The 5,302-nt window shown below is 43.6% G+C and carries 5 protein-coding genes; 3 read left to right on the top strand and 2 right to left on the bottom strand.

From position 1 onward, the window contains the following. Positions 1-130: 130 nt before the first annotated feature. On the bottom strand, positions 131-1,099 hold the full coding sequence (eda, locus tag B3Y13_RS03640; protein ID WP_296022658.1) for a bifunctional 4-hydroxy-2-oxoglutarate aldolase/2-dehydro-3-deoxy-phosphogluconate aldolase: 969 nt from the start codon (positions 1,097-1,099) through the stop codon (positions 131-133). An 87-nt stretch (positions 1,100-1,186) separates the two neighbouring features. Further along, positions 1,187-2,209 carry a DNA/RNA non-specific endonuclease gene (locus tag B3Y13_RS03645; protein WP_296667817.1) on the bottom strand — a complete coding sequence of 341 codons (1,023 nt, stop codon included), beginning with the start codon at positions 2,207-2,209 and terminating at the stop codon, positions 1,187-1,189. 136 nt (positions 2,210-2,345) lie between these two features. On the opposite strand from B3Y13_RS03645, the gene asnA reads away from it, so the two are divergent. The 3 genes from asnA (at position 2,346) to B3Y13_RS03660 (ending at position 5,186) form a co-directional block, all read left to right on the top strand. Next, positions 2,346-3,383 (top strand): aspartate--ammonia ligase, encoded by a 1,038-nt coding sequence (asnA, locus tag B3Y13_RS03650; RefSeq protein WP_296667815.1) that lies wholly within the window; start codon positions 2,346-2,348, stop codon positions 3,381-3,383. Positions 3,384-3,508: 125 nt separating this feature from the next. Next, on the top strand, positions 3,509-4,507 hold the full coding sequence (locus B3Y13_RS03655) for a hypothetical protein (RefSeq protein WP_296667813.1): 999 nt from the start codon (positions 3,509-3,511) through the stop codon (positions 4,505-4,507). A 64-nt stretch (positions 4,508-4,571) separates the two neighbouring features. Further along, positions 4,572-5,186, top strand: coding sequence for a nucleotide exchange factor GrpE (locus B3Y13_RS03660; protein WP_296667811.1), 615 nt, complete (start codon positions 4,572-4,574; stop codon positions 5,184-5,186). Positions 5,187-5,302: the final 116 nt, after the last annotated feature.

A 5,302-nucleotide genomic window follows, 5' to 3' on the forward strand; every position in this document is an offset into this window, starting at 1 on the left:
TGCAGAGCCGGCTTGTGGCTGTGGTGCGCTCCTAAAAATAAAAAAAGAGAAGCGCTGGATTTTTTAGCGCTTCTCTTTTTGTTTTAGGAGACTAGCTCCTAAGTTTTGTCATATGTTTTTTCTAAAAAACTTACGCTCTCTTCAAGTGGATTGCAAATCCGCCAACTTCCTTGTCGAGGTAAACAACCTTGAGCGGAGAAGCGTTGGCTTTGCCTGTCCATTTTTCTGTTCCGGCAACCGGGTTGAAGCCGAACTTTTTGAGGTAAGCGAGCGCGCGTTCTACGTTGTTGCAAACCATTGAGATGTGGCCGTTTGTTCCGCGTCCGTTCTCTTTCATGATTTCAACCTGCTCAGAAGCGAAGATTGAAGAGTTGCCGAATTTTGAAGCGAATCCGAAAAGCTCGAACTGAGCCGCGATTTCTTTAGCCTCAGCCTCGTTCTTTGCGTTGATTCCCATGTGGTCAATGTGGAATCCGTGCATTGCCTTTACAGCGTCTTTGCAGATCTGTGTGATTTCGTCCCATTTCTCGCCTTCGATCAATGGCTTTTTAACCATCCATGTTCCGCCCATGCAGAGAATGTTCTTGCGTTTTGCATATTCAGAAACATTTTCTGTGTTTACGCCGCCTGTCGGCATGAATGTGCACTGCGGGAATGGACCGCCGAAGTCGTCGATGATTTTGTATCCGCCCTTGCGCTCAGCAGGGAAAAGCTTAAGGTGTGTAACGCCCTTGTTGATACAAGCTGTGATTTCTGACGGGTTTGAAATTCCAGGCATTGTTGGAATGTTGTGCGCGATGCACCAGTCAACAACTTCCGGATTGTATCCTGGAGAAACGATGAATTTTGCTCCGGCTTTTACAGCGCGCTCAGCCTGCTCAACGTTGAGGACAGTTCCTGCTCCAACGAGCATATCAGGCTCAGCCTTAATCATTGCTTCAATCGCTTCTGCTGCGCATGCTGTGCGGAATGTAACCTCAGAAGCAGGAAGTCCGCCCTTTACAAGAGCGTGAGCAAGATCAGCCGCCTTGGAAGCGTCTTCGATTGCGACTACTGGAATGATACCAATGTCACGGAATGTGTCATAAACATCTGCCATTTTAGGACCTCTAATTAGATTAAATATAATATCTACAATATAGTGAATTTTGAAACGAGTGTAAACGATAAGAAAAAACTTGCGGCTTTATTCCCAGATGCTTTTGTCAAAATCCGACTCTGCCGCTTTTTCGGCGGTGTCTTCGAGCTCATAGAAAAAGTCTATTCCTGTGCGTTTTTCCACTTCTGCGACTGTTACGGCATAATTAAATATTGTGTCATTGCATTTTTGGTTTGGAAAAATAAATCCGATTGCAGCAATGTTTTTTGCGTCCTCTGGTGTATTTTTGTCTTTTTCGTCCTCATAGAGCGGCGCCAAAATGACTTTGTAGTAATACTCTGGAACGCTTACTTTATTTGCGCCGATTGATTTGTAGCTGCCGGCATTTTTTTCGAGTATTGGACCTGAAACGACATAGACCCGTCCAAATTTTTTTGCCCAGTCTCTGACTGTGGATTCGAGGTCTTTCCAAATTCCGCGGTTAAAGCTTCCGGCCTGGGGGCTCATGTTTGTCATGTAGAAAGTTTCGCTCATGGCTGTTTTGTCGAAGGCGAAGTCGGCCGCAGGAGAAAGGTGCCCGCGGTCGTAGCCCGTTTTTTTGTAGTCGTCTGGAGTCGCGGAGCCTGTTGAAATTTTCGGGTCGGCGCGGAAGTCGTCCGAGCGGCTTGCGTTTTTTACGAGATGCCCGTCTGTAAGGCAGTAGGCGCTCCATTCTGCCTGCTCATAGCTTTCGCGGTAGCACAGTGAATAATATTCGTAGGCGCGGTGCTCGTGATCCTGAACGTTTTTGCCTGTTCCTGCACAGCGCGGTTCTGCCAGATTTTGAGAAAGGTAAATAAAACCGTCTGAGGACGGGGTGGCGGCGGAAGAAGTTTTGTCCGCGGCTTCGTTTTTTGAAGGCGGATTTTTGTCTTCTTGTGTCTGAGGCTCTGCCGGAAGAAATCTTGAAATTGCAGTCTTTGCCTTTTCAATTTTTGGATCTGCGAATTCTCTTACCTGAGGAACTTTTTCGTAAAGAAAAATGCCGAGGACGACAATAAAAATTACTGCTGTAACAATTTTATTGAGTCTGGAATTTCGTCTTTTTCGTGATTTTGAGTTTTTTGCCATAATGCGTGAATAATAGCACGAATTTCCAAAATATAGAAGAAACAAGGGCATATCTGTGATTGGTATTTTCTAAAAACAAAAAATTCAATAAAATTGAAGAAAGATTGAAAATGCGTTTTTGCGCAAGGAATTTGCAATGTCTAATTTAATTTTTCCGGAAGGTTATAAATCTCTGCTTGGTGAAAAGGAAACCGAGCATGCCATTGTCTTGATAAAAGATTTTTTTCAGCTTCAGCTTTCTACCGCCCTTAATTTGACCCGTGTTACGGCGCCTCTTTTTGTTGAAAGCGGAAAAGGCTTGAACGATGATTTGAACGGCGTTGAACGCGCCGTAAAATTTCCTGTAAAAGACATGGGCGACGCCCAGATGGAAATAGTTCATTCTCTTGCAAAATGGAAGCGCGTAAAAGTTACCTCGATGGGGCTTGAGCCAGGTTTTGGCATTTATACGGACATGAATGCAATCCGCGCCGACGAGGAAATGGACAATATTCATTCTCTGTACGTAGACCAATGGGACTGGTGCGCTGCAATTACCGAAGAAGACCGCAACGTTATGTATTTGAAGCAGACTGTAAGAAAAATTTATGACTGCCTTAAACGCACTGAATTTTTTATTTACGACAGATACGATATGATTGAGCCGATTTTGCCTGAGCAGATCCATTTTGTTTTTGCCGATGACTTGCAGAAAATGTATCCGGCTCTAACTCCAAAAGAACGCGAAAATAAAATCTGCCAGGAATATGGCGCTGTGTTCCTTATTGGAATCGGCGGAAAATTGCCTGACGGAACAATTCACGACGGCCGTGCTCCTGACTATGACGACTGGATTACGGAAACTGGAGACGGACACCGCGGCTTGAACGGTGATTTGCTCGTCTGGAATCCTGTCTTAAAGACTTCTTACGAGCTTTCTTCTATGGGAATCCGCGTGAATCCTGAGTCTCTTAAGGCCCAGCTTGAAGAACGAGGATGCCTTGAGCGTTGCAATCTTGAATTCCATAGACGTCTTTTGGCCGGAGAGCTTGTCCAGACTATGGGCGGAGGAATCGGCCAGAGCCGTTTGTGCATGTTCTTTTTGAGAAAAGCCCATATTGGCGAAACTCAGGTAAGCATATGGCCTGAGCAGATGAGAAAAGAGTGCGGCGAGCACGGAATTTATCTGCTTTAGGTGAATTTTCGCACTAGCGCTGGAAGGGGCGCAAAGCGTTGCCGGGCTTTTGCGCGGCAATGAACGTTAGTGAACCCCGGACATAGCGGCGGCTTTAGCCGAAGTGCCAGATTGAACAGATTTTTATGGAAAAAACATTTACTTTTAATTCGCGTCAGCTTGAAACTTCTCTTGCGTCCTTTTCTGAAAAGGGGATTACGGAATTTACCTTGCAGGATTCTGAAATTTTGAGACATAAGGGGCGGCTTTTGAAGTTTTTGCAGGCGGTCAGAAAAAATGCGCCGGATTTGTTTGTTACTCTTCCTGTTGATGCGAAAATTCTTGACATGGACATTTGCAAGGCTTGCGCAGAGTTGAATTGCTCGCTTGATATTGCTCTTGACGGCGAAAATAAAGGCGGAAATTTTCTTTTTGACAAGAAGTTTTTTGCCAGGCGTGCGCAAATGCTCAATACTCTGGGACTTGTCTTTGGCTTTGACCTGAGCTTTGCTTTTCATGAAGGCGACAAGTTAAAATCTTTTTTTGACAGGCTTAATTTTTCGGTGAGCCTGTATCCGAATCACATTGATTTTCCGCAGATTGAAGCTGAGCTTTCGGACAGAAAAAAATTTGAGGCAAAGCCGACAGCCGCTTTTTCAACGCAGGATATAAGGCGTTCTGAAAACATTGCCCGTTCTGCCAGCGTTTTTTATTCGTACGGCCGGGCTGTAACGTGGTTTTTGGCGGTCCTTGCTCCTTTAAAGATCGAGCCTGTAAAATTCTTTGAAGATTTTTTTGAATGGCAGAAGCTGAATAATTACGGGCTTGAAAATGGAATTGAAAAAATTGCCGGATTACATTCTGAAATTGAAAAAATGCAGCTTGAATTTTTAAAATTCAAATATGAAGAAAAAAACAAGGGCCAGCTTTTTGAGGTTGTGAGCAATATTGTGCGTTTGAACGGAGCGTTGAGCCGGTGTTTTGGAGAAGGAGAGGAGAGCATTGTCGAAATGTCTTATAATCCCGATGAAATTTTGAGCGGCCAGGCTATGAACGTGCAGTCTTTTTTTGACAATTCGTTCATGGAATACAGCCGCGTAAAGGTTTTTATGGGAAGCGGCGGCCCGGATTTTAAGTATTGCTAAAATTATTGTAAAAAAACGTATTTTTTTGTTGACGATTAAACCTTGAAATTGTTAATTTTTAAGTATGGACAAGAAAAATCATAAAGCAGAAGAAAAATCTGCTGAAAATCAGAATGAAAAAAAAGCGCAGGACGCCGAAAAAACTGAAGAAAAAGGCTCTCAGCCAGAAGAGGCAAAAACTTCTGGGCAGAAAAATGACGAGCCTGCTGCAAAGACTTCAGAAGAGCGCATTGCAGAGCTTGAGGCGCAGATTGAGCAGATGAAAAAAGATGCCCTTTACAAGGCTGCCGAAAACGACAACTGGCGCAAACGCATGCTGCAGCAGAAAGAGGATGCTGTTGCATACGCAAATGAAAGTCTTTTGAGCGATCTTCTTGACAGTCTTGATAATTTTGACCGTACTCTTGATGCGGCAAAAGACATAAAAGAGGCAAAGCCGATTGTTGACGGCATTAAGCTTACAAACAAATCGCTCGTAAGCATGCTCGAAAACAAATACAATCTGGTTGCTTTTGGAAAGGAAGGTGATGATTTTGATCCTGAGCTCCACGAGGCGATTGGAATGCAGGAAGGCGATGTTAAAAAAGAACAGCTTTTACAGGTATATCTTAAAGGCTACAAGCTTAAGGACAGAGTAATCCGTCATGCAAAGGTGATGGTTATAAAGCCTAAGGCTTAAAAATAAAATTGTAAATATTTTCAAAAGCTGATTCCGTTGATTTTTGAAAAAAATAAATAAAAAATCGGGAATTGGTTTTTCGGAGGCTTAATATGGGAAAGATTATTGGTATTGAC

It is taken from the genome of Treponema sp. UBA7567, assembly GCF_002476655.1.
GTDB lineage: Bacteria > Spirochaetota > Spirochaetia > Treponematales > Treponemataceae > Treponema_D.

Bases quoted from the DNA above. Each gene is read 5' to 3' on its own strand.
- asnA (WP_296667815.1), top strand. From the start codon at position 2,346: ATGTCTAATTTAATTTTTCCGGAAGGTTATAAATCTCTGCTTGGTGAA.
- B3Y13_RS03660 (WP_296667811.1), top strand. From the start codon at position 4,572: ATGGACAAGAAAAATCATAAAGCAGAAGAAAAATCTGCTGAAAATCAG.
- B3Y13_RS03655 (WP_296667813.1), top strand. From the start codon at position 3,509: ATGGAAAAAACATTTACTTTTAATTCGCGTCAGCTTGAAACTTCTCTT.
- eda (WP_296022658.1), bottom strand. From the start codon at position 1,099: ATGGCAGATGTTTATGACACATTCCGTGACATTGGTATCATTCCAGTA.
- B3Y13_RS03645 (WP_296667817.1), bottom strand. From the start codon at position 2,209: ATGGCAAAAAACTCAAAATCACGAAAAAGACGAAATTCCAGACTCAAT.